The organism is Kitasatospora sp. NPDC093806 (assembly GCF_040683335.1).
Taxonomy (GTDB): domain Bacteria; phylum Actinomycetota; class Actinomycetes; order Streptomycetales; family Streptomycetaceae; genus Kitasatospora.
Genome location: NZ_JBFBDO010000115.1, coordinates 1 through 25879 on the forward strand (window position 1 = coordinate 1; position 25879 = coordinate 25879).

22 protein-coding genes and 1 pseudogene are annotated in these 25879 nt (G+C 73.3%); 12 read left to right on the forward strand and 11 right to left on the reverse strand.

Features of this window, described 5'->3' with window-relative positions:
* Window positions 1–94: pseudogene (locus AB0N76_RS33610) on the reverse strand (type I phosphomannose isomerase catalytic subunit); the annotation flags it as partial.
* Window positions 95–213: 119 nt separating this feature from the next.
* Between AB0N76_RS33610 and AB0N76_RS33615 the strand changes: the two are divergent.
* Window positions 214–672: a hypothetical protein gene (locus AB0N76_RS33615; protein ID WP_363563745.1), complete on the forward strand. Its 459-nt coding sequence runs from the start codon at window positions 214–216 to the stop codon at window positions 670–672.
* 211 nt (window positions 673–883) lie between these two features.
* Here AB0N76_RS33615 and AB0N76_RS33620 read toward each other — a convergent pair whose 3' ends face one another.
* The 3 genes from AB0N76_RS33620 to AB0N76_RS33630 form a co-directional block, all read right to left on the reverse strand.
* The gene (locus tag AB0N76_RS33620; protein WP_363563747.1) at window positions 884–1489 is read right to left on the reverse strand and encodes a thioesterase family protein; all 606 of its coding nucleotides are present in this window, start codon (window positions 1487–1489) and stop codon (window positions 884–886) included.
* On the reverse strand, window positions 1486–1791 hold the full coding sequence (locus AB0N76_RS33625; protein ID WP_363563748.1) for a hypothetical protein: 306 nt from the start codon (window positions 1789–1791) through the stop codon (window positions 1486–1488). Before AB0N76_RS33625 ends, AB0N76_RS33620 begins: the two co-directional genes overlap by 4 nt.
* Window positions 1792–2001: 210 nt before the next feature.
* Complete coding sequence (locus AB0N76_RS33630) at window positions 2002–2982, reverse strand: DUF6528 family protein (protein WP_363563750.1); 981 nt, start codon at window positions 2980–2982, stop codon at window positions 2002–2004.
* 168 nt (window positions 2983–3150) lie between these two features.
* On the opposite strand from AB0N76_RS33630, the gene AB0N76_RS33635 reads away from it, so the two are divergent.
* Window positions 3151–5538 carry an excinuclease ABC subunit UvrA gene (locus tag AB0N76_RS33635; protein ID WP_363563752.1) on the forward strand — a complete coding sequence of 796 codons (2388 nt, stop codon included), beginning with the start codon at window positions 3151–3153 and terminating at the stop codon, window positions 5536–5538.
* A gap of 77 nt (window positions 5539–5615) precedes the next feature.
* Here AB0N76_RS33635 and AB0N76_RS33640 read toward each other — a convergent pair whose 3' ends face one another.
* Window positions 5616–6098: a cysteine/serine endopeptidase inhibitor gene (locus AB0N76_RS33640; protein WP_363563754.1), complete on the reverse strand. Its 483-nt coding sequence runs from the start codon at window positions 6096–6098 to the stop codon at window positions 5616–5618.
* Window positions 6099–6290: 192 nt separating this feature from the next.
* Here AB0N76_RS33640 and AB0N76_RS33645 point away from each other — a divergent pair, with 192 nt between their 5' ends.
* The 10 genes from AB0N76_RS33645 to AB0N76_RS33690 all read left to right on the forward strand — a co-directional run bounded on the left by AB0N76_RS33645 (window position 6291) and on the right by AB0N76_RS33690 (window position 18241).
* A complete protein-coding gene (locus AB0N76_RS33645; protein ID WP_363563756.1) occupies window positions 6291–6503 on the forward strand; it encodes a hypothetical protein in 213 nt (70 codons plus the stop codon).
* A gap of 73 nt (window positions 6504–6576) precedes the next feature.
* Complete coding sequence (locus tag AB0N76_RS33650) at window positions 6577–7428, forward strand: alpha/beta hydrolase (protein ID WP_363563758.1); 852 nt, start codon at window positions 6577–6579, stop codon at window positions 7426–7428.
* Between the two features lie 484 nt (window positions 7429–7912).
* On the forward strand, window positions 7913–8866 hold the full coding sequence (locus AB0N76_RS33655; protein WP_363563760.1) for a TauD/TfdA family dioxygenase: 954 nt from the start codon (window positions 7913–7915) through the stop codon (window positions 8864–8866).
* 26 nt (window positions 8867–8892) lie between these two features.
* Window positions 8893–10101, forward strand: a complete 1209-nt coding sequence (locus AB0N76_RS33660) for an ROK family transcriptional regulator (RefSeq protein WP_363563762.1) — start codon at window positions 8893–8895, stop codon at window positions 10099–10101.
* Window positions 10102–10173: 72 nt separating this feature from the next.
* The gene (locus AB0N76_RS33665) at window positions 10174–11760 is read left to right on the forward strand and encodes an ABC transporter substrate-binding protein (RefSeq protein WP_363563764.1); all 1587 of its coding nucleotides are present in this window, start codon (window positions 10174–10176) and stop codon (window positions 11758–11760) included.
* 17 nt (window positions 11761–11777) lie between these two features.
* Window positions 11778–12722, forward strand: coding sequence for an ABC transporter permease (locus tag AB0N76_RS33670; RefSeq protein ID WP_363563766.1), 945 nt, complete (start codon window positions 11778–11780; stop codon window positions 12720–12722).
* Window positions 12723–12725: 3 nt separating this feature from the next.
* Window positions 12726–13583, forward strand: coding sequence for an ABC transporter permease (locus tag AB0N76_RS33675; protein WP_363563768.1), 858 nt, complete (start codon window positions 12726–12728; stop codon window positions 13581–13583).
* A complete protein-coding gene (locus AB0N76_RS33680) occupies window positions 13580–15202 on the forward strand; it encodes an ABC transporter ATP-binding protein (protein ID WP_363563770.1) in 1623 nt (540 codons plus the stop codon). The genes AB0N76_RS33675 and AB0N76_RS33680 overlap by 4 nt, the downstream gene beginning before the upstream one ends.
* A complete protein-coding gene (locus AB0N76_RS33685) occupies window positions 15199–17523 on the forward strand; it encodes an arylsulfatase (protein WP_363563772.1) in 2325 nt (774 codons plus the stop codon). The genes AB0N76_RS33680 and AB0N76_RS33685 overlap by 4 nt, the downstream gene beginning before the upstream one ends.
* Before the next feature lie 82 nt (window positions 17524–17605).
* Window positions 17606–18241 carry a 4'-phosphopantetheinyl transferase superfamily protein gene (locus AB0N76_RS33690; protein ID WP_363563774.1) on the forward strand — a complete coding sequence of 212 codons (636 nt, stop codon included), beginning with the start codon at window positions 17606–17608 and terminating at the stop codon, window positions 18239–18241.
* An 82-nt stretch (window positions 18242–18323) separates the two neighbouring features.
* Here the strand turns inward: AB0N76_RS33690 and AB0N76_RS33695 are convergent, their stop codons facing one another.
* The 6 genes from AB0N76_RS33695 to AB0N76_RS33720 all read right to left on the reverse strand — a co-directional run.
* Complete coding sequence (locus tag AB0N76_RS33695) at window positions 18324–19802, reverse strand: FAD-binding oxidoreductase (protein WP_363563776.1); 1479 nt, start codon at window positions 19800–19802, stop codon at window positions 18324–18326.
* 29 nt (window positions 19803–19831) lie between these two features.
* Window positions 19832–21391 (reverse strand): cation:proton antiporter, encoded by a 1560-nt coding sequence (locus AB0N76_RS33700; protein ID WP_363563778.1) that lies wholly within the window; start codon window positions 21389–21391, stop codon window positions 19832–19834.
* Window positions 21388–23193, reverse strand: coding sequence for an NAD(P)/FAD-dependent oxidoreductase (locus AB0N76_RS33705; protein WP_363563780.1), 1806 nt, complete (start codon window positions 23191–23193; stop codon window positions 21388–21390). Before AB0N76_RS33705 ends, AB0N76_RS33700 begins: the two co-directional genes overlap by 4 nt.
* Window positions 23194–23269: 76 nt before the next feature.
* Complete coding sequence (locus AB0N76_RS33710; RefSeq protein ID WP_363563782.1) at window positions 23270–24067, reverse strand: TauD/TfdA family dioxygenase; 798 nt, start codon at window positions 24065–24067, stop codon at window positions 23270–23272.
* Window positions 24064–25038 (reverse strand): isocyanide synthase family protein, encoded by a 975-nt coding sequence (locus AB0N76_RS33715; RefSeq protein WP_363563784.1) that lies wholly within the window; start codon window positions 25036–25038, stop codon window positions 24064–24066. The genes AB0N76_RS33710 and AB0N76_RS33715 overlap by 4 nt, the downstream gene beginning before the upstream one ends.
* 384 nt (window positions 25039–25422) lie before the next feature.
* Window positions 25423–25879: DAK2 domain-containing protein (locus AB0N76_RS33720; protein ID WP_363563786.1), on the reverse strand; the 457-nt coding region annotated here is incomplete at its 5' end.

The window sequence follows — 25879 nt, forward strand, 5'->3', positions numbered from 1 at the left end:
CCGTCGCGGCGGCCGGGCGGAACCCGCACAGCGCCTCGAAGTCACCGAGCGCGCAAAGCAGTTCGGGCTTGTGCCCGCGGTCCTTGAACACCCGCCTGCGCCGGGTACGCCCGGGCCGGCCGTGACTACCCCGGTGACCCGGGTCTGGTCGCGGCGCTGCTGCTCAACCACGTCCGGCTGCGGGCCGGGCAGGCGGTCTTCCTGGGCGCGGGGGTGCCGCACGCCTACCTGCACGGGATGGGCGTCGAGCTGATGGCCAACTCGGACAACGTGCTGCGCTGCGGGCTGACCCCCAAGCACGTGGATGTGGCCGGGCTGCTCGCGGTGACCGACTTCCGCCCCGCCGAGCCGGCCGTGCTGACCGGCGAGCCCATCGCCGACGGCGACGGCACCGAGACCCACTACCCTTCCCCCGCCGCCGAGTTCCACCTCTCCCGGCTGCGACTGGCCGGCGCCCCCGTGCGGGTCGACCGCGCGGCCGTCCCGCAGATCCTGCTCTGCACTTCGGGCGAGGCCCGGCTGCACGCTCCCGACGGCACCACCCTGGCGCTCCCCCGGGGCCGCTCCGCCTATCTGCGGCCGACCACCACCCCGGTCCACCTCACCGGCCCGGGCGCGGAGCTGTTCCGCGCCACCGTCGGCCTCGCCCAGGACGCGCCCTCGGGCCGCTGACCCGCCCGGACCGCGCCGGGTCCGCCCGCCATGGCCGCCGGCTTGCCCGGGTCACCGGCTTGCACAGGAAGAAGCCCCAGTCGACTTCCTGTGCCCGGCGTCGCCCCGCGCGACCGTCCAGCGTACTCGGCCGTTCAGCGTGCGCGGCGGTTCGGCGTCCTGCGTTCGAGCGTCCTGCGATCGAGCGTCGTGCGATCGGGCGTGCGGCGGTTCAGCGCGTGCGGTGGTGGTACGGCCCCACCGGGACGTCCCGGTTCGAGGTGCCGAGGCCCGGCAGGCGTCGGCGGGGCTGGTGGTGGCCCGAGCCGGACCCGGCGAGCGAGCCGCGCGGTGCCTTCACCGCCACCCGGGCCGGCGAGACCGCCGCCTCGGCCGCCTGCTCCTTCGGCAGGAACCCGGAGAGGAAGCGCCGCTCGGACGGGCTGAGCGTGCGGGACCGGCCGGAGACCTCGTCCCGGGCGACCACCACCGTCCGGGCCCGCATAAAGGTGTGCGGATCACGACAGACATTGACCACGACATGCGCGGAACTGCGCCCCAGCCGTTCAACCGTCAACTTCACCAGCAAAGGCTCCGGCCGGTGGTACAGCTGTTCCAGATAATCGATCTCGTGCCGGGCGATCAGGAATCCGGACGGGAATAGCGATTCCCGGACCGCGATCGCGTGGTGGCAGAACAGGTCGTAAATTCCCTCCTGGACGTAGGAGACCAGCCGGGCGTTGTTGATGTGCCCGTTCTCGTCGACGTCGCTCCACCGGGTGGGGCAGGCCAGGACGTGCGCGCGGGCGTCCGCCGGATGGGCGTGCGCCGCGCTCACTGCTGCTTGGCCGCGGTCCCGGCGGGCAGCAGCGCCCGCTGCAACCTGGCGTAGTAGACGGCGTGTTCGGACGCCATCCGGGCGGCCGTCCAGCCCTCCTCGGCGGCCTCGGCGGCGGCCTGGACGACCAGGCTGTCGAGCACCCCGTCGACCGCCCGGCAGAGCTCGGCGACCGCCGCGAGGCGTTCCGGGACATCGGCCCCGCGGGTCCCGCCGCGGGCCGGGAACGCGGCCAGCGAGTCGACCGCGAGCCGCAGCTCGTCGACGGTCTCCGACCGGTTTTCCGAAAGGAAATCGGGCACAGTTCTCTCCCTGAATGGATGGCATTCTTTGATGGTCGAACCGATCGAGTGGTTCGAGTCCCCCCGGCGCCATTGACGCTATCCCAGCCCGGGCGGCTACCGGAAGGTATACGGAAGCAGAGCGGAAACTGACCACCATTGGAGTAGTTTGGCGCTGCATAAAATCAGCCGCATCCCCCGAATGCCAGACCGGTCCCATAGTCCCACCGGTCATGCCCCGCTCCCCCAACTGGTCCACCAGCGCGCCTTGTAGAGGCGGGTGCCGGGCAGCGTCCGCTCGGCCCCCGGGCGGTGCAGGGTGAGCACCGAGGTGCACCAGGAACAGGGTCCGGCGTGATCCGGGGCGGTGGTGAGCAGCCGCCCGCTGCCGGGTTCGTCGCCCACGCTCTTGATCCCCCGCCCGTCCTGCCCACCGGTCAGCCGGACCCGGGTGAAGCGGTCCGCCGCCGGGTCGTAGCGCCACAGGTGCCCGCCGGTGCTCACCCAGAAGCGTCCGGGCTCGGCCAGCACCGGCGCCAGGTCGTGCCCGCCCGGCTCCGGCAGCGGCACCGTCCGGACGGCGGCGAGCACCGGCGCGTCCGGCGGGCCGGTGACCCGCAGCGCGGTCAGCGTGTCGTCCCCGAGCGCCCAGAGCAGCCGGCTCCGCGCGTCCCAGTGCACGCCGTGCGCGCCCGGCAGCCGGAACTCGGCGTACCCGGTGCTGCGCGGCCCGCGCGAGGCGGTGTACAGCCGGACCCAGCCGCCGGTGGAGGCGGCGACGGCCACGTTCCCGTCCGGGAGCAGTTCGATGCTGTGCGGATTGGCGTGCGGACCGGTGTCGGCGGCCCAGTAGGCGGCGCCGGTCGCGGTGTCGACGACGGCGGCCAGGCCGCCGGAGGCGGTGGTGAGCAGGTAGCGGCGGCCGTGCCGGACCCGCTGCTTCGCCTCGTCGGGAAGCGACCAACTGCGTTTCGGTTCCAGGTCGTTGACGTCGCCGGCGGTGTCCGCCGACCAGGACCAGACCACCGGCAGCCGGTCCGGGCCGCGGTAGGGTATGAGCTCCTCGGCGCTCTGCAGGACCAGCACCCGCCGCGAGGCCTGGTCCACCACGGCCACCGCCCACCCCGGCCGCGCGCCGAAGGCCGTCGCCGGCAACGCGGCCAGGCCCAGTACCAGGGCGGCCGCGCCCACCAGCACCCGCCGGATCCGCACCCGCGCTCACCTCCCGCCGTCCCGGTCCCCGCCACCACCGTCCGGTCTCCTCCCCCGGGCCGCCAGCGGACAAGCGCCGACCGGCCTAAGCGGCGTCCGGGGCCCCCTCTGTCGTACCCGGATGGTTGGATCGGCGGGGACGGCACCGCGAGAGGAACCGGAGACACGATGAGCACCGCCAGGACGGGCGAGCAGTCACCCGAGCAGCACGCCGCCGACAGTCACGACCTGATCCGGGTGCACGGCGCGCGGGAGAACAACCTCAAGGACGTCAGCATCGAGATCCCCAAGCGCCGGCTGACGGTGTTCACCGGGGTCTCCGGCTCGGGGAAGAGCTCGCTGGTCTTCGACACCATCGCGGCCGAGTCGCAGCGGCTGATCAACGAGACCTACAGCGCCTTCCTGCAGAACTTCATGCCCGCCCAGGCCCGGCCGGAGGTCGACGTCCTCGACGGGCTGACCACCGCGATCATCGTCGACCAGCAGCGGATGGGCGCCGACCCGCGCTCCACCGTCGGCACCGCGACCGACACCAACGCGATGCTGCGGATCCTGTTCAGCCGGCTCGGGCAGCCGCACATCGGCTCGCCCAAGGCGTTCTCCTTCAACGTCGCCTCGATCAGCGGGGCGGGCGCGGTCACCGTGGAGCGCGGTGGGCAGACGGTGAAGGAGCGGCGCAGCTTCAGCGTCACCGGCGGCATGTGTCCGCGCTGCGAGGGCCGCGGCGCCGTCTCCGACATCGACCTCACCCAGCTGTACGACGACGCGAAGTCGCTGGCCGAGGGCGCGATCACCATCCCCGGCTACACCGGCGACGGCTGGATGGTGCGGATCTACAGCGGCTCCGGCTTCCTCGACCCGGACAAGCCGATCCGCGACTACACCGAGGCCGAGCTGCGGGACTTCCTGCACCGCGAGCCGACCAAGGTGAAGATCAACGGCATCAACCTCACCTACGAGGGACTGATCCCCAAGGTCCAGAAGTCGATCCTCTCCAAGGACCGGGAGGCGATGCAGCCGCACATCCGGGCGTTCGTGGACCGGGCGGTGACGTTCAGCGCCTGCCCCGACTGCGAGGGCACCCGGCTCACCGCGGCGGCCCGGTCCTCGAAGGTCGCCGGGATCAGCATCGCCGACGCGTGCGCGATGCAGATCAGCGACCTCGCCGAGTGGGTGCGCGGGCTGTCCGAGCCCTCGGTGGCGCCGCTGCTGGCCGTGCTCCGGCAGACCCTGGACTCCTTCGTCGAGATCGGCCTCGGCTACCTCTCGCTGGACCGCGCGGCCGGCACCCTGTCGGGCGGCGAGGCGCAGCGGGTGAAGATGATCCGCCACCTCGGCTCCTCGCTCACCGATGTGACGTACGTGTTCGACGAGCCCAGCACGGGCCTGCACCCGCACGACATCCAGCGGATGAACGGCCTGCTGCTGCGCCTGCGGGACAAGGGCAACACGGTGCTGGTGGTGGAGCACAAGCCGGAGGTGATCGCGATCGCCGACCACGTCGTGGACCTCGGTCCGGGCGCGGGTTCGGCGGGCGGCACGGTCTGCTTCGAGGGGTCGGTGGAGGGGCTGCGGGCCGCCGCGACGGTGACCGGCCGGCACTTGGACGACCGGGCGGCGGTGAAGGAGTCCGTGCGGAAGCCGACCGGCGCGCTGGCGATCCGCGGGGCGACGTCGCACAACCTGCGGAAGGTGGACGTCGACATCCCGCTCGGGGTGCTGTGCGTGGTGACCGGGGTGGCGGGTTCCGGCAAGAGCTCCCTGGTGCACGGCTCGATTCCTCCCGGCGAGGAGGTGGTGTCGGTCGACCAGAGCCCGATCCGCGGCTCGCGGCGCAGCAACCCGGCCACCTACACCGGGCTGCTCGACCCGATCCGGAAGGCCTTCGCCAAGGCCAACGGGGTGAAGCCGGCCCTGTTCAGCGCCAACTCGGAGGGCGCCTGCCCGACCTGCAACGGCGCGGGCGTGGTCTACACGGACCTCGCGATGATGGCCGGGGTGGCCACCACCTGCGAGGACTGCGAGGGGCGGCGGTTCGACGCCTCGGTGCTGGAGTACCGGTTCGGCGGGCGGGACATCAGCGAGGTGCTGGCGATGCCGGTGACGGAGGCGGCGGCGTTCTTCGCGGACGGCGAGGCCCGCACCCCCGCCGCGCACCGCATCCTGACCCGGCTGGTCGACGTGGGCCTCGGCTATGTGAGCCTCGGTCAGCCGCTGACCACGCTGTCCGGCGGGGAGCGGCAGCGGCTGAAGCTGGCGACCCGGATGGCGGACAAGGGCGGGGTGTACGTCCTGGACGAGCCGACCACCGGGCTGCACCTGGCCGATGTCGAGCAGCTGCTCGGTCTGCTGGACCGGCTGGTCGACTCCGGGAAGTCGGTGATCGTGGTGGAGCACCACCAGGCGGTGATGGCGCACGCGGACTGGATCATCGACCTCGGTCCGGGGGCCGGTCACGACGGCGGCCGGGTCGTCTTCGAGGGCACCCCGGCGGAGCTGGTCGCGGCCCGGTCCACGCTGACCGGCGAGCACCTGGCGGCGTACACCGGGGCGTGACGGCCTGCCCTCTCCTGCCCCGCCGCCCCCCGCCTGCCCCGCCCCGTGGACGGGGCAGGCGGGGCGTTCGGGTCCGGTCAGCCGATCGTGGAGCCGGTGATCGGCTCGGAGACCGGGATGGTCTCGCCGGCGAAGCCGGTCTTGACGAACTGCCAGGTCAGGCCGTTGAGCACGCCGAGGTCGAGGTTGGCGAGCTTGGCGAAGGCGGGCTGGCTGAGGTCGATGTGGGTCGAGTCGCAGGACGGACACTGGTCCTTGACCGGGACGGTGACGGTCTTGCCCTTGTAGGTGACCTTGACCGAGATGCCCTTGCAGACCGGGTCGTTGTTGGGGTTGGCGGTGGTCCACCAGGTGTGCGAGACGGCGACCAGCATCTGGGTGGCGGCGTTGATCTGGGTGCCGCAGGCGCCGTAGCCGGCGTCGTTGTAGTAGGTGGCCTTCCCGGTCATGGGCTTGTTGATCGGTATCGCGGCGCTCGCGGTGCCGGCGCTCAGGGCGAGGAGCGCGGCGGCGGCCAGCGGAACGCCGGCCAGGATCCGGAGGTTCGGGACAACTCGCATGTGTGCCCTCCCAGTTGGGTTGATTGGAAAGGACGGTAGGCGCGGCCGGGGCAAGTGGTACAGACATCTGATGTGTTGTCATGAACACAAGGCAGGAAAGTTTACTTAAGCGGCCGAAAGGGGGACGATACGTGACCGCACGATCACCCGGCCGTTCACAGGGCGCCCGTTCCGCTGCCTCCGGAGGCCCCCGTGCGCCGCACCGCCCTGCTCGCCACCCTCACCGCCGTGCTCACCACCACGCTCGCCGCCACCGCGGCCGCGCCCGCCGCCGCCACCCCCGACCTGCTGCGCGAGGTCAACCAGGGGTACAGCATTCCGGTCGGCGCGATCACCGACCTCGGCGCCCTCCCCGTGCTCGGCAGCCTCGGCCTGGACTTCGCCCGCCTGCTGGGGGCGGCCTGACGGGCAGGTCCGACGGGCGGGCCGGGCGGGCAGGCCATTGTGTCCGAAAGGGCAGCCTGACAAGATCACTGTCATGCACACCTTCTCCACCCCCGACGGCACCACGCTCGCCTACCGCGTCGAGGGCGAGGCCGACGGCGACCCCGTCGTCTGCCTCCCCGGCGGCCCCATGCAGGACTCGCGCTACCTCGCCGACCTGGGCGGACTCGCCGCCCGGGCCGGACGCCGGCTGCTCTTCCTCGACCCGCGCGGCACCGGCAGCTCCGCCGTCCCCGCCGACCCGTCCTCCTACCGCTGCGACCGGCAGGTCGAGGACGTCGAGGCACTGCGCCTGCACCTCGGGCTGGAGCGCGTCGACATCCTCGGCCACTCGGCCGGTGCCAACCTCGCCGTCCGCTACGCCGAGCACCACCCCGAGCGGGTGTCCCGGCTGGCGCTGCTCACGCCCTCGGTGTTCGCGCTCGGGGTGACCATCGACGGCGAGACCCGCCGCGAGACGGCCCGGCTGCGGCAGGGCGAGCCGTGGTTCGCCGAGGCGTACGCGGCGCTGGAGGCGGTTACCGAGGGCCGCGGCGGCCCGGCCGACTGGCCCGCCATCACCCCGTTCATGTACGGGCGTTGGGACGAGCGGGCCCGCGCGCACCGGGACGCCGGGGACGAGCAGCGCAACAACGAGGCCGCCGCCGTCTTCGCCTCCGAGGGCGCCTTCGACCCGCCGGCCACCCGGGCCGCACTCGCCGCCTTCACGGCGCGCGTGCTGGTGCTGGCCGGCGAGGTGGACATCAGCGCCCCGCCGAAGGCCGTCGCCGAGGTGGCCGGGATGTTCCCCGGCGCCGAGTTCGCCGTCCTGCCGGGCGCCGGCCACTTTCCGTGGCTGGACGACGCCGACCTGTTCGCGGAGACGGTGGCGGCGTTCCTCCGCTAGGGCCTGTCTCTTGGATCCTTGCCGCAGTGCGAAGGCCCGTCCGGACGCGCGTCCGGGCGGGCCTTCTCGCTGCCCGCGGGGGTTACTTCCGCTGCGAAAGTTAGTCCTCCCGACACGGCCCCGACAGGCGGGAACACGCCGCCGTCGTCCGCCCGCCATCGCCCGCAACGGGGCGTCACACGGCCGCAACACCCCTGTCCAGCAGGCAGAACACGTGATTGACAGCTGGCCGGGCGCCTCAGCACGATGAGCGCCGAGCCCAGTCGCAGCGTCCCGGAAGGAGGGCCGATGAGCATCGTTCGCCCGGCCCGCCGCCGTCGCTGTTGTCCCGCCGCGCTCACCCGCTGATCCCGCCGCCGGTCCCCCTCATACGGACCCGTAGCCACCCGCGCATCGTTCGCGCTCCGCCCTGCCCGCGTCCGCCGCCGGGGCACCCCCTTCCCCTTTTCACCTCCGTACGAGATACGAGAGTCGAGGATCCGTCATGTCCGGAACCGTCACCGAGCTCCGCCTCACCCCCGCCGCCGGCCGGATCGGCGCGGTCGTGCACGACGTCCGCCTCGGCGGCGACCTGCCCGCCGGGACCGTCGCCGCGATCGAGGCCGCCCTGTACCAGCACAAGGTGCTGTTCTTCCGCGGCCAGCAGCACCTGGACGACGCCGAACACGAGGCGTTCGCCCGCCTGTTGGGCCACCCGGTGGGCCACCCCACGGTGCCCAGCGCGGACGGCCGGTACGTCTTCGAGCTGGACGCCACCAAGGGCGTGCGCGCCAACAACTGGCACACCGACGTCACCTTCGTGCCGTCCTACCCGAAGGCGTCCATCCTCCGCGCGCTGGAGCTGCCGCCGGCCGGCGGCTCGACCGTGTGGGCCAACACCGCCGCCGCCTACCAGGACCTGCCGCAGCCGCTGAAGGTGCTGGCCGAGTCGCTGCGCGCGGTGCACACCAACGACTACGACTACGCGGCCAGCCTGGCGCTGCGCCCGGAGCTGGCGGACAACGCGGAGATCGCCGAGCTGTTCCGCAAGGTGTTCGTGTCGACCGCGTTCAAGACCGAGCACCCGGTGGTCCGGGTGCACCCGGTGACCGGTGAGAAGACCCTGCTGCTGGGCGCCTTCGCGCAGCGGATCCAGGGCGTCGCGGGGGCCGACGGCAAGGCGCTGATCGCCCTGTTCCAGCGCTACGTGGAGCGGCTGGAGAACACCGTCCGCTGGGACTGGCAGGTCGGCGACGTCGCGCTCTGGGACAACCGGGCCACCCAGCACTACGCGGTCAACGACTACGGCGACGAGCCGCGGCTGGTCCGCCGGATCACCCTGGACGGCGACCTGCCGGTGGGCGTGGACGGCGCGCCGAGCCGGCTGCTGGAGCCGGCCGAGCCGCCGCGGGTGGCCGGGCTGGTCCCCGCCGAGGAGCTGGAGACCCAGGACCGCTGAGCACCGAACCGGACGGAGGGAAGCCGATGTTCACCACCACCGGCGCCGCCGAACGCCCGCGCAGCGGGGACGAGCGGCGGGACGTCAACGCCGCCGCCGTGCTGCGGACGGTGCTGGACCACGGGCCGCTGGCCCGCAGCCGGGTCGCCGCGCTCACCGGGCTGAGCCCCGCCGCGGTGTCCCGGCAGGTGGTCGACCTGTCCCGGCTCGGGCTGCTCCGCGAGCGGCCCGAGCTGGCGGGCGGCGGCGCCGGCACGGTGGGCCGACCGCAGCTGCCGGTGGACGTCGACCCCGACCGGCTCGCCGTGGCCGGGCTGCACATCGGCCTCCCGTTCACCACCTTCGCCTTCCTCGACCTGCGCGGAAACGTGCTGTACCGGCAGGAGCTGAGCAACCGGGGCCGGACCGGGCAGGCCGTGCTGCGGCCGCTGCTGGCCCGGCTGCCCCGGCTGCTGGCCGCCGCGCCGGACGGCCGGACGGTGGTCGGCCTGGGCGCGGTGACCGGCGGCGCGGTGGACCGCGACCGCGGGCTGGTCGTCCGGCACGATCCGCTGGATTGGCTGGACCTGCCGCTCGGCGAGCTGCTCGGCCGGGCCTCCGGGCTGCCGGTCCAGGTGGACAACCACGCCCGGGCGCTGGCCCAGGCGGAGATCCTGTTCGGCCACCCGGCGGCCCGCCGCTCGATGGTGCACCTGTTCGTCGGCCACGTGGTGGACGCGGCGCTCGCGGTGGCCGGCACGGTGCACGTCGGCCCGGCCTCGCCGACCGGGGACGTCGCCCACCTGCCGGTGCCGGACAGCGACGCGCTCTGCCACTGCGGCCGGACCGGCTGTCTGGCGGTCGCCGCCTCGGACACCACGCTGTTCGAGGCGGCGGCCGCCGAAGGGATCACCGAACGGCCGGACCGCGCCGCGTTCACGGCGGCCGTGCTGGCGGGCGACCCGCGCGCCGACAAGCTGGTCCGGCACCGGGCCGAGCTGGTCGGCCGCGCGCTCGCCCTGCTGGCCGACGTGGTCAACCCCGACCTGCTGGTGCTGACCGAGACCTTCGCCCTGCTGGACGGGGCCTACCTCGACGTCGTCCGCACCGAGTTCGCGCTCCGCTCGCACCTGCGCCGGGACGCCGACCTGCTGATCGCCCAGCAGCGCGGCGCCGACGTCCTGGCCGTCGCCGCCGGGGCCGCGGCGCTCGGCGCCCTGTACGCCCGGCCGATCCGCGCCCTGACGCGCGGCTGACCTCCGACCGACCTTCCCCGCAGCTTCCCCGCAGCAGCCTTCCCGCCGCTTCCCCGCAGAGGACTTCCACTCGTGACCACCTTCCCCACCGCCCCCGGCCCGTCCCGCCGGACCCTGCTCCGCGGCGGCCTGGCCGGCGTCGGCCTGCTGACCCTGGCCGCCTGCCGTTCGGCGGCCGACACCGCCAGCGCCGCCAAGGACGCGGGCGACGCGTCGGGCCCGCGCCGCGGCGGCGTCCTCACGGTCGGCGCCGGCGTCGACTTCACCCCGGCCCTGCTCTTCGCCCAGAGCGCCAACACGCTCGTCCAGCGGCTCGTCTTCAACACCCTGACCCGGTACGACGACCGGCTCCAGCCGCAGCCCGAGCTCGCCACCTCCTGGCAGGTCGCCCCGGACGGCGGCAGCGTCACGCTCAAGCTGCGCGAGGACGTGACCTTCCACAGCGGCCGCCGGTTCACCGCCGACGACGTGGTCTTCGCGGTCAAGAACCTGCAGAACCCGGCCCGTTCGGCGCAGCTGCGGTCGACCGCCGCCGCCGTCACGGACTTCCGCAAGAACGGCGACTTCGAGCTCACCCTGGTCCTGGCGCACCCGGTGAGCAACCTCTTCGACCTCTTCGAGTTCATGATCATCCCCGATCGGGAGAGCGTCGAGGAGGCGTTCGCCGGGACGAAGCTGATCGGCACCGGCCCCTACACCTTCACCGAGCGCAAGCCCGGCAGCTCGCTCACCTTCGCCCGCAACGACAAGTACTGGAACCCGGGCCGCCCGTACCTGGACGGCGTCGAGATCCGGATCATCCCGCAGACCGAGTCGCTGCTCTCCTCGCTCAAGACCGGCCAGACCCACCTGTCCTTCAGCGTCCGCGGCAAGGACATCGCCACCCTCAAGAGCGACCCGCAGTTCCGGATCACGCCGTACGACACCGGCGCCGGCGCCTACTACATCGGCGCCAACCTCACCGCCGAGCACGTCTCCGACAAGCGGGTCCGGCAGGCGATCGCCTGGGCCGTCGACCGCGACCGGCTGGTCCAGCAGGCGCTCGGCGGCTACGGCACCGTCTCCGCCACGCCGTGGCCCAAGTCCTCCCCCGCGTACAGCGCTGACGCCGCCGCCCGCTACCGGCACGACCCGGAGAAGGCCCGGCAGCTGCTCAAGGACGCCGGACTCAGCGGCATCACCCTGCCGTTCGCGCACTCCAACGACCCCGGCAACACCGCGATCGCCCAGATCCTCCAGTACGACCTCAAGCAGGTCGGCATCGAGACGGTGCTCCAGCCCACCGACTCGCCGACCATGCAGAAGCAGCTGATCGCGCAGAGCATGCCCGCCCTGTGGACGCTGAGCCACGGCTTCGCCCAGCTGCACCCCGCCACCCTGGCGGTCAGCGCCTACCCGTTCAACGAGGCCAAGAACAGCTCGCACTTCAGCTCCCCCGGCTACACCGACATCGTGCGGCGGGCCTGGCAGCGGCCGGACAGCGACAGCTCCGAGGCCAAGGCGCTCTACCAGCAGGTCACCGAGGTGCTGCTGGACGAGCAGTTCGTGATCGACCTCGCGATAGCCGGGCTCACCGAGGTCGCCGGCGCCAAGGCCCGCGGCGTCACCCTCAACAAGTTCGGCTACCTCAACCTCGACGACGCCTACCTCACGGCCTGAGCGGACGGCCCGACCCGATGCGAAGCTTCCTCCTCAAGCGGCTCCCCTCCGGACTGCTCGTCCTCCTCCTCGCCTCCTTCCTGGTCTTCCTGATCCTGCGCCTCATCCCCGGCGACCCGGCCACCACGCTGGCCGGACCGGACGCCGGACCGCAGGCCGTGGCCGCCATCCGGGCCCGGCTCGGCCTCGACCAGCCGCTGCTCGGCCAGTACCTGCGCTGGCTCGGCGACGTGCTGACCGGCGACCTCGGGCCCAGCTACGCGATCGGCGGCCAGGTCGCCGACCTGATCGGCGACGGCCTGGCCGCCACCGCCCAGCTCACCGTCGGCGCGCTGCTGCTGGTGGTGCTGCTGGCCCTGCCGCTGGGCGTGCTCGGCGCCACCGCACGGCGCCGCCCGGTCGCCGCCGCGGTGCGGGCGTTCACCACCGCCGTGCTGGCCGTGCCGCCGTTCGTCACCGGCGTGCTGCTGGTGCTGCTGTTCGCGGTCACCCTCGGCCTGCTGCCCGCCGGCGGCCACGAGTCGCTGCTCGACGCCCCCGACCTCGCGCTCCAGTACCTGCTGCTGCCCGCCGTCTGCCTCGCCCTGCCGAGCGCCGCCGTACTCGCCCGCTACCTCAAGGACGGCATCGAACGCGCCCTCGCCGAGGACTACGTGCGCACCGCCACCGCGGCCGGCGTCTCCCGCCGCCGGATCGTCTGGCGGCACGCCCTGCCCAACGCGCTGCCCTCCGCCGTCACCGTGCTCGGCCTGCAGATCGGCCACCTGATCGCCGGGGCCGTGCTGGTCGAGCGGATCTTCGCCTGGCCGGGGCTCGGCCAGCTGATCGAACAGGGCGTGCTGCGCCGGGACTACCCCGTCGTCCAGGACCTCCTGCTGCTGATCGTCGCCGTCTACGTCACCGTCCAGCTGCTCACCGACCTGGTGTACGCCTGGCTCGACCCCCGGATCCGGTGGGAGTAACCGATGACCGCCCTCACCGCCGACGCCACCGCCGGACGCGCCCCGCGCGCCCGCAACCGCTACCTCGCCGGGCTGCTCACCGGCCGCGGCCTGACCGGCCTCGCCCTGGTCGGCGTGGTCGCCCTGGCCGGACTGCTCGCCCCGCTGCTCACCGACCTCGACCCGAACGCGCAGAGCGCGCTCGCCCTCGCCGGGCCCAGCGCCGAGCACCCGTTCGGCACCGACGACCTCGGCCGGGACCTCTTCAGCCGGGTCCTGCACGGCATCACCACCGACCTGCTGCTGGTGTTCGGCGCGGTGCCGGCCGGCGCGCTGCTGGGCAGCGCGCTCGCCCTGCTCGCCGCCTCGCACCGGTGGGCGGACGTCGCCGTCCAGCGCTCCTTCGACCTGGTGCTGGCCTTCCCCGGCCTCATCCTGGCGCTCGCCGTCACGGCCGTGCTCGGGCCGGGCCGCTGGCCGGTGTTCATCGTCATCGCGCTCGCCGAGGTCCCCGGCTTCGGGCGGCAGCTGCGCGCCGGGATCCTGGTCCAGCGCGAACGCGAGTACGCGCTGGCGGCCCGGGTCGGCGGCGCCTCCCGGCGGCGGGTGCTGCTGCGGCACGTCGTCCCGAACGCCGTCGACCCGCTGATCGTGCAGACCGCCGTGGCCCTGGCGATCGGCGTCTTCATCGAGGGCGGGATGAGCTTCCTGGGGCTCGGCGTCCGCCCGCCGGAGCCGACCCTGGGCTCGATCCTCAGCCAGTCCGTCGGCTACCTCGACACCCATCCGACCTTCGCGGCCGTCCCGCTGGCCGCCACCACCGCGCTGGTGCTCGGCTTCACGCTGATCGCCGAGGCCCTGAACCGGGGGATCCGCCGATGAGCACCACCACCGAGCGGCCCGTCCTGCGGGTCCGCGACCTGACCGTCCGGTTCGGCGACACCGCCGCCGTGGACGGGGTCGGCTTCGAGCTCGCCGCCGGGGACACCCTCGGCCTGGTCGGCGAGTCCGGCTCCGGCAAGTCCACCACCGCGCTCGCCCTGCTGCGGATGCTCCCGGCCGGCGGCCGGATCACCGGCGGCTCGGTCGAACTGGCCGGGCAGGACCTCGCCGCGCTGCCCGAGAACGCGCTGCGCGCCCTGCGCGGCCGCCGGATCGCGATGATCTTCCAGGACCCGATGTCCTCGCTCAACCCGGTCCTCACCGTCGGCCGCCAGCTGGACGAGGCGCTGCGCGCGCACGGCAGCACCGGCGCCGGCAAGGCCGAACGGGCCGCCCGGGCGGCCGAGTTGCTCGACCTGGTCGGCATCCCGGACGCCGCCGCCCGGCTGCGCGACCACCCGCACCAGTTCTCCGGCGGCCAGCGCCAGCGCGTCATGATCGCCCTGGCGCTCGCCAACGACGCCGAGGTGCTGGTCGCCGACGAGCCGACCACCGCGCTCGACCCGACCGTCCAGCGGCAGATCCTGCGCCTGCTCACCCGGATCAACCGGGAGCGCGGCACCGCGCTGGTGGTGATCAGCCACGACCTCGGGGTGATCGCGCAGACCTGCCGCCGGCTGCTGGTGCTGCGCGACGGCCGGGTGGTCGAGTCCGGCACCACCGCCGACCTGCTGACCAAGCCGCAACACCCGTACACCCGGCAGCTGCTGGCCGCCGTCCCCCGGCTGGAGGCGCCGTCCGAGGCCGCGGCCAACAGCACCCCCGGGGCCGAACCGCTGCTCACCGTCACCGGCCTGCGCAAGACCTACGGCCCGCGCCGGCGCCCGGTCACCGCGCTGGACGGCGTCGACCTCGCGCTGCACCCCGGCGAGACCCTCGGGCTGGTCGGCGAGTCCGGCTCCGGCAAGTCCACGCTGGCCCGCGCCCTGGTCCAGGTGCACGCGCCGACCGGCGGCGAGATCCGCTTCCGCGGCCGGGAGTTCGGCCGCGGCGACGAACGGGCCGCCCGGCGCGAACTCCAGATGGTCTTCCAGGACCCGTACGCCTCGCTCAACCCCCGGCTGACCGCCGGGCAGATCATCGCCGAACCGCTGATCGCGCACGGCCACCGCGACCGGGCCGCGCGGGAGCGCCGGGTGACCGAACTGCTGACCCAGGTCGGCCTCGACCCCTCCGCCGCCGACCGCCATCCGCGCGCCTTCTCCGGCGGGCAGCGCCAACGCATCGGCATCGCCCGGGCCCTGGCGCCCGAACCGAGCGTGCTGATCTGCGACGAGCCGGTCTCCGCGCTGGACGTCTCGGTCCAGGCGCAGGTGATCGAACTGCTCGCCCGGCTCCAGCGCGAACTCGGCCTGGCCATCCTGTTCATCGCCCACGACCTCGCCGTGGTCCGGCAGGTCAGCCACCGGATCGCCGTGCTGCACCGCGGCCGGATCGTCGAGACCGGCCCGGCCGACCGGGTCGTCACCGCGCCCGAGCACCCGTACACCGCCGAACTCCTCGCCGCCGTCCCGCGGCTGACCGACGCCGAGCCCCTCACCACCCGGAGCACCGCATGACCGACCCCACCTACCGCGGCCCCTACGCGGACTTCCCCGGCACCGTCGGCCGCACCTTCGGCGCCTCCACCCCGTCCTGGCCCGACCGGGTCCGCCCGCGCGAGGGCGCGCCCAACATCGTCGTCGTCCTGGTCGACGACCTCGGCTACAGCGACATCGGCCCGTTCGGCGCCGAGGTCCCCACCCCCACCCTGGACGGCCTGGCCGAACGCGGCGTCAAGCTCGCCAACTACCACACCATGCCGCTCTGCTCGCCCGCCCGGGCGGCCCTGCTCACCGGCCTCAACCCGCACCGGGTCGGCTACTCCTTCGTCGCCAACGCCGACCCCGGCTTCCCCGGCTACGGCATGGAGGTGGCCGACGACATCCCCACCCTCGCCGAGCTGCTGCACGACGCCGGCTACGCCACCTACGCCGTCGGCAAGTGGCACCTCACCCGCGACTCCGCCTCCAACGCCGCCAACGACCGCGCCAACTGGCCGCTGCAGAAGGGCTTCGACCAGTACTACGGCGTCCTGGAGGGCCTCACCAGCCTCTTCCACCCGCACCAACTGGTCCGCGACAACAGCCCGCTGGACATCGACGAGTTCCCCGACGGCTACTACTACACCGACGACCTCACCGACCAGGCGATCGCCATGGTCAAGTCGCTGCGCGCGCACGACGACGCCAAGCCGTTCTTCCTCTACCTGGCGCACAACGCCGTGCACGGGCCGCTCCAGGCCAAGCCGGCCGACCTCGAACGCCACCGGGGCCGCTACGACGGCGGCTGGGACGAGCTGCGCGCCGCCCGCTTCGCCCGCCAGCTCGCCGCCGGCCACTTCCCGCCCGGCACCGAACTGCCCGGGCGCAACGCCGAGGCCGGCTACGACGTCGGCCCGTGGAGCGAACTCACCGAGGTCCAGCGGAAGTTGTACGCCCGCTACATGGAGGTGTACGCGGCGATGGTCGACAACGTCGACCAGAACCTCGGCCGGCTGCTCGACACCCTGGCCGCGCTCGGCGAACTCGACAACACCATCGTGGTGTTCACCTCCGACAACGGCGGCACCGGCGAGGGCGGCGCCGAAGGCACCCGCAGCTACTTCAGCCGCTTCGTCCACCACCCGAACCTGCCGGCCGACTGGAACCCCGACGTCCGGCGCGAGATCGAGCTGATCGGCGGCCCGCGCTCGCTGGTGCACTACCCGCGCGGCTGGGGCATGGCCTCCAACACCCCGTTCCGGCTCTACAAGGGCCAGACCCACGCGGGCGGCGTCCGGGTCCCGTTCGTGCTCTCCTGGCCGGCCGGCCTGCCGCGCGCCGAGGGCGACGACGGCGTCCGCGCCCAGTACCAGTACGTCACCGACCTGCTCCCCACCCTGCTCGACCTGGCCGGGGTCGAGCGCCCCGCCGAGCGGGCCGGCCGCCCCGTCCAGTCGCTCGACGGCGTCGGCTTCGCCTCCGTGCTGCGCGACCCGGCCGCCGCCTCCACCCACCGCGAGCAGTACTGCGAGATGACCGGCAACCGCAGCTACTACCGGGACGGCTGGAAGCTGGTCACCCTGCACCGCCCCGGCACCCCGTACGAGGACGGCGAGTGGGCGCTGTACGACCTGCGCACCGACCCGACCGAGATCCACGACCTCGCCGACCGGCACCCCGCACTGGTCAAGGAGCTGTCCGCGGCCTGGGAGTCCGCCGCCTGGCGCAACGGGGTGTTCCCGCTGGCCGACGCGAGCGGCGCGTTCGCCCGGCGCCACCCGGACGACGCCCGGCTGCGCCGCCCGGTCCGGCTGCTGGCCGGCACCCCCGAGCTGGAGCGCTACCGCTCCTCCCGGCTGATCTCCTTCCGGTCCTTCGCGATCGAGGTCGAACTCGCCCACCACGGCGAGGGGGACGCGGGCGTGCTGGTCTCGCACGGCGACCAGGGCGGCGGCTACAGCCTGTACGTCGAGGACGGCCGGCTGCGCTTCGCCTACAACCAGTACGGCGAGCTGTCCGAGGCGGACGCCGGCCCGCTCGCCCCCGGCGCGCACCTGCTCACCGTCGAGGCGACCGCCGTCGCCGACCTCAAGTGGGCCTTCCGGTTCCTGGTCGACGGCGCCGAGACCGGCCGGCTCGGCCCGGTCCACCAGCTGATCGGGATGGCCCCGTTCCAGGGCATCAGCGTCGGCGTCGACCGCAAGTCCCCGGTCTCCTGGCCGGTGTACGAGCGCCACCGCTCGTTCCGGTACGACGGCGGGCTGCGGGCCGTCACCTACCTGCCGGGCGACCCGGCGCCGTACGACCCGGAGACCGTCGCCCAGGCCCTGCGGGAGGCGGCCGCCGCCTTCGAGTGACGTCCACCCGATGAGCCGATCATCGCGATACGCTCGCCGGGCGCACCATCTGAACATCCGTACGGACATCTCTGGGGGAACAGTGATCGGCGAGCTCCTGCCCGCGGCCGTCGTCGTCGAGACGGCCTACGACGACCCGGCCGAAGCCCGGCTGGAGCCCGCCGAGGAGGTGGTGATCGCCCGCGCCGTCGAGTCCCGCCGGCGCGAGTTCACCACCGTCCGGCACTGCGCCCGGCTGGCCCTCGGCCGGCTCGGCGTCCCGTACCGGCCGCTGGTCCCCGGCCAGCCCGGCGCGCCGCGCTGGCCGGACGGCGTGGTCGGCTCGCTCACCCACTGCGCCGGCTTCCGGGCCGCCGCGGTGGCCCGGGCCGGCGAGGTCGTCTCGGTCGGCATCGACGCCGAACCGGCCCTGCCGCTGCCCGAGGGCGTCCTGGACGCGATCGCCCTGCCCGGGGAGCTGCGGCGCAACACCGCCCTGACCGCCGCCCGGCCGGAGGTCCCCTGGGACCGCGTCCTGTTCAGCGCCAAGGAGTCGGTCTACAAGAGCTGGTTCCCGCTCACCCGGCGCTTCCTCGACTTCTCCGAGGCCGAGTTGACGCTGCGCCCCGACGGCACCTTCGAGGCGACCCTGCTGGTCCCCTCCCCGCTGCCCACCCTGGCCGGGCGCTGGCGGGTCCACGACGGCCTGCTCGCCACCGCGATCACCGTGCTGCCGTAGGCCCTGCCTCCACTGCGGCGGAAAACCGCTGCGTCCCGCCGGTGTGGGGCCCGGCGGGACGCAGCGGTCGGGGGGAGGGGGGTCAGGCGTCGATGCGGTGGTAGCGGCCGGGGGCTATCACGCCGTCCGGGTCCAGGGCCTGCTTGATCAGGCCGATGGCGCCCCAGGGGGCGGTGTCCTGGTGGGTCACGAAGTCCATCGCGTCGATGCCGACCCGGTAGAACCGGAAGCCGTCGGCGTACAGCCGCTCGTGCAGTTCGGCGTTGCAGGCGTGCGCGGCCGCGGTCTGCGCCTCGTCGGTGCGGTCGAAGTAGAGGTTGATGACGACCTCCGCGTAGTCCGCGCCGGTCGGGTTGACGGCCAGCGCGGGGGCCACGCCGTGCCGTCCGCAGACCGCCTCGACCCGCGCGATCAGCGCCGTGACGGCCGCGCCGTCCACCGCCACCACCGGCATGCAGGCCAGGTAGCCGATGTCGGTCTCGTCGAGGGCGTCGAGGTCGGCGGGCGGCTCGTGGCCCATCGCGCGGTGCAGGCCCTCCAGGAAGGCGGTGGAGGGGCGCCCGGCGTGCACGTCGAACATCGCGGAGATCAGCGGGTCGTGGTCGGCCGCCGCCTCCTCGGCGTCGACCACCCGGACCTGGGCGCCGGCGCCGGTGAGCCGCTCGGCGACGAGCGGCACGACCGCCGCCACCTGCTCGGCGACCCCGTCGACGGCCACCACGCCGGTCCACAGCGGGACTTCGTCGCTGTCGCTCATCGAGCCGATGCGCTTGTTGTTGAAGATGTGCACGATCGAGCGGAGCACGTCACCGGTGAACAGCTCGCCGACGGTGTCGATCACCTGCGGCAGGGCCGGCTCGGAGAGCGAGAACATCAGCAGCCGCAGCTCCTCGCGGACCGGCACCAGGTCGACCACGGCGGCGGTCACCACGCCCAGCCCGGACTGCACGAAGAGCTGGTCCAGGCCGGGGCCGAGGCCGTGCCGGTAGTGGTGCAGCTGCCGGTCGCCCTCGCCGGCCCACAGGCCGGTGCGGATCAACTCGCCGGTGCCCAGCACGACTTCGAGACCGCGTACCTCCTCGGCGCGGTGCCGGCGGAAGCCCGTGCCGCGCTCCAGCAGGTTGCCGAGGATCGAGGAGTTCGGCGTCGAGCCGGTGACGTTCGGCACCAGGCCCGGCGCGTGCCGGCGCAGGTGATCGGCCAACTGCGCCTGGCTGACGCCGGGTTCGACGATCGCGTAGCGTCCGCGCTCGTCGACGGCGCGGATCCGGGCGAGGCCGGAGAGGTCGAGCAGCGCGCCGCCGGGGCGCACCGGCAGCCGGGAGCCCAGCCCCCAGTTGCGGCCGGTGCTGACCGGGTACAGCGGCACCCGCTGCTCGCGGGCGACCCGGACGACCTCGATGACCTGCTCTGCGGTGCTCGGGCGCAGCACCGCGACCAGCTGCCGGTGCGGTGAGACGGAGGTGGTTCTCGGTCTCAGCTCGGGTGCCGTGGCGTCCGCTGACACCGCGGTGTCGCCGAGGATGTCCCGCCAGGCGGCGACGGCCTTGTCCACGCTCATATCGCTTTCTCCCTCTTGTCGTTCATGTGTCAGGACTCCGGCCGGTGGGCGGGTGCCGTGGGGCGCGCCCCGCCGGGCGTCAGCAGCTTCAGGACCTTCAGCACCGGCCCGGTCATCGCGGTGGTGGCCAGGGTGACCAGGACGAGCGCGGCGAACAGCGGGCCGTCGATCACGCCCGCCTGGTGGCCGATGCCGAGGACGACCAGTTCGGTCAGGCCGCGGGTGTTCATCAGGACGCCCAGGCCCAGCGCCTCCCGGCGCGGCAGCCCGGACCAGAGGCCGCCCAGGCCGGCGCCGATCACCTTGGAGAACATGGCGACGGCGAGCAGGACGACCAGCAGCAGCAGGTTGTCCGCGTTGAGCGCGAGGTCCCGCAGGTCGAGGGAGAGGCCGAAGCCCAGGAAGAAGAACGGCATCAGCAGCCGGGCCAGGGTCGCCACCGGCTCCGTGGAGGCCTCGTCGGCCGGCCCGTGTCCGGCCCCGGCCCGCTCGGCCTTGCCCGAAGCACCCTTCGCGGACCGGCCCTTGGCCGACACGCCCTTGGCCGACGCGCCCTCGGCCGGCCGGCCGTGCCCGACCGGCCAGGCGAGGCCGAACAGGAACGCGCCGATCAGCTGGTGCACGCCGAGGGCCGAGGTCAGCCCGGCGGCGGCGGCCGTGCCGGCCGTGCAGATGGTGAGGACCGCCACCGGCGAGCGCCCGGCCGGACCGGCGAGCAGCTTGCCGAGCGCGATCCGGACCGGCCAGAGGATCACCACGGCGGCCGGCACGATGAGCGCCAGCGTCCGCCATTCGTCGGCGGCGCCGCCGCCCTGGGCCAGCGCGAGGGCGATGGTGAGCACGATCCAGCAGGCGCCGTCGCCGACGGCGGCCGCGTAGAGGCTGAGCCGTCCGATCCGGCCGGACATGATGCCCAGGTCGGCGAGGATCCGGGCGAGCACGGGGAAGGCGGTCACGCCGAGCGCGCAGCCCAGGAACAGGGCGAACGGGGTCGACCCGACGGTGCTCCCGGCGTGCTTGGGGAACAGCGAGATCGCCACCACCAGCCCGGAGGCGAACGGCACCAGGAAGGAGGCGAGGGTCACCAGGGCGGCGCCCCGGGCCTCCCGGCCCGCGCCGCGGACGGCGGCCAGCTCCTGTCCGACGCCGAACATGAAGAGGACGAGCCCGATCTGGGCGAGGCCGTCGAGCCCGGTGACCACGCCGCGGGGGAAGAGCCAGGCGACGAAGCCGGGCGCGACCGCGCCCAGCGCGGACGGCCCGAGCAGGATGCCGGCGCAGATCTCGCCGATCACCCGGGGCTGGCCGAGCCGGGCCGCCAGGGCGCCCGCCGCCCAGGCGGTGACCAGCACCAGCGCGGCGGCGAGCAGCAGCAGGGTGGCCTGCGAGAGGCCGCCCTTGTGGGCCGCCTCGGTCACGCCGCCGCTCTCGCCGCCGGTCAGCGCGGCGATGCCGACGACGACGGGGAGGACGACCAGCAGGCCGAAGCCGAGTAACCGGGCGCGGGGGGTCGAGCTGAGTTCGGCCGCGGCCGGCCGGCCCGGCGTCTCGGACGCCGGGCCGGCCGTTCCTTTCTCTGCGACCTTCACTCCGCGCTCGCCGTCCCGGTCTCCGCGGAGCCGGACCCGGCGGCGGGGCCGTCGAGTTCGAGGATGCCCGCGTTCAGCAGCCGGCGGACGAGCAGCTGCTGTCCGAGGTTGCCGGAGGCGGCCACCGTGCTCCACAGGACGGGGCCGTCCTTCAGCTGTCCCCACAGCTCGCCGCCGCCGTCGCGGTCGTCGACACTGCGCACCTGGGTGTCGCCCAGCGTGAAGCGGTGGACGGCGAGCAGCCGGCCGACGGCGTCCGGGACGGCGTCGCCGTTGGCGACCGGGTCCTCCCAGTACTCCGCGGCGGCCTTCTGCGCCTCGGGGCTCATCAGGGAGGCGTCCGGCGGGATGGCGCCCTTGAAGCCGGGGATGTCCAGGCCGGGGCCCGCGGTGACGACGACGCCGGGCGCCAGCGACACCTTGGTGTCCGCGGTCAGGGTGAGCGCGTTGGCCCGGGCGAACTCGGACATGAACGGGCCGTTGATGTCGAGTGCGTCGATGCCCTCGCCGGAGGTCATCACCTCCAGCAGGTCGGGGGTGAAGGACGTGTTGAGCAGCGCGTCGAAGGTCTGCTCGTGGCTGAGGCCGAGCGAGTCGGCCGGCTTGCCGCGGCTGTTCCAGTAGACGCTGTCCGGGTTGTCGCTGCCGATGGCGTAGTACCACTGGTCGATGGAGAGCGCGAAGGTCACGGCCATGCCGTGCCATTCCCGGTCGTAGTCGTGCCAGAGGCCGCGCTTGTCCTGGTCGGTCAGCTCGGTGCCGGAGGTGTGGCCGAGCAGGGTGGCGATGGCGACGGCCTGGTTGGTGGCGAAGGCGACGCCGGAGGAGAACAGCGGGTCGACGAAGTAGGAGGCGTCGCCGAGCAGCAGCCACCGGGAGTCGAAGTCCGCGAACTGGTCGTTGATCATGGAGTAGTTGGTGGCGGTCAGCATCTTGTCGCCGACCGGCCGCACGTCCTTGATCAGCTCGCGCAGCTTCGGGACGTCCTGGACGGTGCGCAGGAACACCTCGGGGTCGGTGAAGTCGCTGCCCGGCTGCTTGAGGATGGCCGGGTCGGTGACGATGCCGATCGAGTGGGTGATCACCCGCTCGCCGTTGATGATCTTCTTGACCGGGATGTACCAGCACCAGCCGTCACGGAAGGCGAAACAGCCGATCGGGGAGATGTTCTCCTCGCGGAAGATGTTCCAGTCGCCCTCCAGCGTCTGGGTGTCGACGCCGCCCAGGTAGTGCTGCCAGATGGCGATGTTGCGGTAGCCGGAGAGCCACTCGCGCTTCTTGTCGACGACGATGCTGTTGCGCCGGCCCGAGGCGTCGACGAAGTAGCCGGCCCGGATGGTGCGGCCGTCCTTGAGGATCACCTCGCGGCTCTGCCCGTCCTCGGCGAGCTCGCACTTGGTGACGGAGGTCTCCTCGAAGACCTCCGCCCCGAGGTCCTTGGCGTGGTCGAGCAGGATCTTGTCGAACTCGGACCGGTTGACGTGCATCGCGAAGCGCTTGACGCCGTCCCGGACGGTGTTGGTGTGGTCGAAGAACGCGACGTGCGGGTCGTCGCCGCGCCAGTTGAACACCCCGCCGAACTTCTTCACCCAGCAGTCGCTGGCGATGACCTTCGCCAGCGCGCCGCTCTCCTCCAGCACGGGGATCAGCGGGTGCGCGAAGGACTCGCCGATGTGCTCGCGCGGGAACTCCTCCTTCTCGAGCACGGCGACGCTCAGCCCGCCCTGCTTCATCAGCAGGGCCGCGAGGGTGGAACCGCCGGGTCCGCCACCCATGATCACCACGTCGTAGTACGGTCTCATGTCGTTCTGGCCTCTCTGCCGGTGTGGGGTCGGTTCGATCGGTTCGATCGGTTCGGTCGGTGTGGGGTCGACCGGTTCAGATCACGTGCACCCGGCGCAGGTGGCGCGCCGAGCCCGCCGTGAAGGCGGTGCGCCCGTGCAGCAGGGCGTGGTTGTCGGTGATGACGTAGTCGCCGTCCGCCCAGACGTGCTGGTAGCTGACCTCGGGGGCGTACAGCCGCTCCTCGATGTCGGCGAAGAACGCCTCGGCGGTGAGGTCCTCGGGCAGCCCGTCCACGTCGAGGAAGAGCGGGCTGACGAACTTCTCGGGGTCGAGCGGCTCGGCGTAGCGCACGACCGGCTCGCCGGTGTGCGGGTGCGACTGGACCAGGTCCGCGGTGATGTGGCCGCCGTAGTGGGCGGTCTTCTCCTTGCGGTAGGTGACCTTGACGGTCTCCCAGATCCGGCGGGTCTCCTCCGACAGGGCCGCGAGGACCAGGCCGGTGTCGCAGAACACGGTGCGGCCGCCGGCGCTCAGGTCGGGCGCCTTGACGCACTGGAAGACCTGGTGCGAGGGGACCGTGGCGGCGAAGGCGCCGTCCCAGTGGTAGGGCACCGGGCCGGAGGTGAACACGTAGTCCTTGGGGTCGGCGTGCACCTCCAGGTCGAGCACCTCGCCGAAGTTCCAGGACAGCACCTCGCCCCAGCGCTTCGCGTAGTCGACCAGCTCCTCCTTCTGCGCGAACGGGCGGAAGCCGCGCAGCGCGACGACCTTGTGCTCGTGCACCAGGTCGCGGACGACCGCGGGGTCCAGCGCGCCGAGCTCGGTCTCGCCGTCGGCGGGTTCGACCAGGGCGCCGAAGGGCCGGCCGGGGGTGATGGTGAGCGCGCTCATCGGGTTGCCTCCTGAAGCAGCAGCTGGGACGTGTGGACGGCCTGCGGGGCGATGAAGTGGCTGGGGCGGCCGCCGCGCATGACGACCGTGGCGCCGAGCCGTTCGGCCTCCTCGCGCTTGACGAGGCGGATGCCGTCGCCCTCGTCCAGGGCGACCCCGTGCCACGGCGTGAGCCAGTTGTCACGGGTGCGGATCATGTGGACGCCGATCTTCTTCGAGTGCGGGACCTGCGGGTGGATGGAGAGCCGCAGGGCGTCCGGGAAGAAGTCCTCGACCAGGACGCTCCACGCGTCGCTGCGCTGGATCACCTGGTAGGCGAGGCCCTTGGAGGACTCGCGGACCGAGTTGCGGCTGCGGCCCTCGCTCTGGGCCCACTGGTCCTCGAACATGAACCGGTGCATTCCGTCGAAGATGCCGCGCGCGGCCGGGTCGTCCAGCGCCCGCTGCCGGATCTCCTCGACGGACAGGGCGTACTGGTTGGTCAGCTTGTCGCGCTGCTCGGCGTAGTCGGTGCTCTGGAAGGCGTCCTCAAGGCCGTAGGTGGTGATCGAGTCGGAGCCGATCGCCTTGAGCAGCGCCTCCAGCTCGGTGCGGTAGGCCGTCACGTCCTCGTCGGCGACGCCGACCAGGTCGCTGAAGACGTGGCCGTCGGAGCAGATCGTGATCTTCGCACCGGGCTCGTAGAAGTGGCACACGTAGTCGCAGAACGACTGCAGGAACTCCAGCGCCAGGCGCTCGCCGAGGTCGGGCAGGTCACCCAGGGTCTTCTGCCGGTTGGGGGACTTCGCGGGGAAGGCGGGGATCACGAAGTGGATCGGCACGCCCTCCTTCATGAAGTGCTCGACCTTGGGCCGCTGCAGCGCGAAGCACTCCTCGCACGGGTTGGTGGTGCACGGGTCCGACGTTCCGCCGACGACGCGGCGGGACGAGAACAGGAGCCGGAGTATCTGGTCCACAGGTGAGTCGGACATCGGGTTCTCCTCAGGTGTAGGTGGCCTTGCGGCGGACGGCGCGGACGATCGGACCGGCACCGAGGGCAGCCGCCTCCAACTCGCCGAGGCCCCCGTTGTTCCCGATCCGGCGCGTCGGCGCCGTGGTGTGGTGCGTGGCCGGCCCGTTGCGCGGCCGGTGCGTGCTCTGGTGGCGGTGCTGTGTGCCAGGTGCTGTGTGCCTGGTGCGTTTGGCGGTGCTGGGCGCCGGGCGCGTTGTGGCAGGGTGCGCCGTGGCAGGTGCGCGCTCGGTGTCAAGTACGGGTCCGAGCGGGTGTGTTCGGTTCGATGGCCGGGGTCGCGCCGGGCGGCGGGAGGTGCGGTGGCGGCCGCGGGCGCGCCGGCCGGACCCCGGACGGGCTGGGCTCAGGCGGCCTCGGGTACCCGGCCCACTGCGTGGGCCAGGGCGGTCAGCCAGACCGTCACCGCGACGGCCCCGGGGTCGGGGCAGCCCACCGCGCGGTCGCCCAGGTAGCTGGACCGGCCGCGCCGGGGGACGAGGTCGGCGGTGGCGTCGGCCCCCCGGTGGGCCGCCTCGACGGCCCGGGCCAGCGACTCCGCCCCGGACAGCCCGTCGGCGAGGGCCTGTTCGCAGGCCCGGGCGGCGGGGACCAGCGCGTCGAGCATGGTGCGGTCGCCGACCTCGGCTCCCCCGAGCTCCGCGATCGCCTCCGCCCCTTCGGTCAGTGCGCGGGCCCAGACGGCGGCGTCGACCGGCCCGTCCGCCGCCGGGTCGAGGACGGTCGCGGCGCGCAGCAGCAGCGCGGCGTACAGCGGTCCGGAGGAACCGCCGACCGAGCGCCGCACGGTGCCCGCGGCGGCG